At 47.2% G+C, this 1,378-nt stretch carries 2 protein-coding genes and 1 pseudogene; 1 reads left to right on the top strand and 2 read right to left on the bottom strand.

Annotated elements, in window-relative coordinates:
- Positions 1-209: pseudogene (locus B9T16_RS28705) on the top strand (hypothetical protein); the annotation flags it as partial.
- 292 nt (positions 210-501) lie between these two features.
- Here the strand turns inward: B9T16_RS28705 and B9T16_RS28700 are convergent.
- Positions 502-1,170: a response regulator transcription factor gene (locus B9T16_RS28700; RefSeq protein ID WP_410246394.1), complete on the bottom strand. Its 669-nt coding sequence runs from the start codon at positions 1,168-1,170 to the stop codon at positions 502-504.
- Positions 1,167-1,378: sensor histidine kinase (locus B9T16_RS28695; RefSeq protein ID WP_410246393.1), on the bottom strand; the 212-nt coding region annotated here is incomplete at its 5' end. The genes B9T16_RS28695 and B9T16_RS28700, both read right to left, overlap by 4 nt.

The following is a 1,378-nucleotide window of genomic DNA, read 5'->3' as shown; positions in this document are numbered from 1 at the left end:
CTGACAGTGTACCCGTGTACTGGAAAATGGCAGGGTTGTTAAAATTTTAAACATACAATGATGTGAAGCAGAATATGATGGTTAAACGTGAAATTATATGGCATGAATATCAAATAATTGAATCACCGCCGTACAGCAATTTTTACGCTTCATTTTCTCCACTAGAAAGGATTAAATGGTTTACACTTCATTTTTGGAAATTAATATAAATGAACTTAATAATAGTCGAATTAGGGTTAATTATTGTCACAATTATTAAATGGGGAATGGTCTAAAATTAGATGATATCTGCCTAGAAGGGTGAAACTCAACTCGGGTAACAAGGATCATGATACGATCGCCCCCCCGAAACCAACAGCCCAGAAGTGCGATCGCGGATTTTCCTACACTCTTTGGACCGGCGAGGAGTTGAACACCAAAATAAACGAAGCCTGGGGAATCAGGCGTTTAAAGCATTGCTGGTATGATATGCGATCGCCGTTCAAAAGAAAGCCTTACTTATCAGGAATTGAGCATACCATTTTGCATAGCCAGGATAACAGCCTGGGTGCGATCGCGCACATCCAACTTTTGCAGGATAGCGTGGACATGGACTCTGACGGTACCAGGTGAGATATAAAGGGCATCGGCAATTTCCTGGTTACTTTGGCCCTTAGCCATCAGAGCGAGAATTTCTTGCTCACGCTTTGTCAGAGGTGGCAGGTCAGAGGCGGTATTGTTAGACTCAGGACTCGAATCGGAGATCTCGAAAGCCGCTTGAATTTCTTTAGAGGCGATCGCATCCCACCAGGTAGCCCCGGCAGCGACCGAGCGAATTGCCAGGACTAAAACCTCCGCAGCGATGCCCTTAACGCAGTAACCCTGAGCCTTAGCTTCAATCAGACGAGCAATCAATGCCGGTTTATTGTGGGAGGTGAGGGCGAGTACCGGGACAGTGGGATGCTGCTGCTTAATCTGGCGACAGGCTTCAATCCCGCCGATACCGGGCAGACCAATATCTAAAATCACAACGTCGAAGGTCTGCTGGTTAACTAAAGCAATAGCCGTTTCGCCGTCGGTGGCTTCAGCCACAACGTGCAGGGTGGGTTCTTCCTGAAGGCGAGTTGATAGCCCCAGACGAAAAAGCTCGTCGTCTTCGACCAAGAGAATATTAATGGATTTACTGTTCATGTAAAGGCACGTAAGATCAAGTTATCATCCTGACCCCGCCACTGGGCGGGAAGGCGAAAGGCAAATATCACCCCCTTGGGCTGACGCAACTCAGCCCAGATCGTGCCGCCATGGGCTTCAATAATTTGGCGACTGAGATAAAGGCCTAACCCAGTACCCTTGGTTTGCCGATCGCTGTGACCTTGGTAAAACCGATCGAACAAATGGG

The sequence above is a fragment of the Arthrospira sp. PCC 8006 genome (assembly GCF_046480465.1).
Taxonomy (GTDB): domain Bacteria; phylum Cyanobacteriota; class Cyanobacteriia; order Cyanobacteriales; family Microcoleaceae; genus Limnospira; species Limnospira platensis.
The sequence above is the reverse complement of the archived record's forward strand: the minus strand, read 5'-3'. Positions and strand labels throughout refer to the sequence as shown.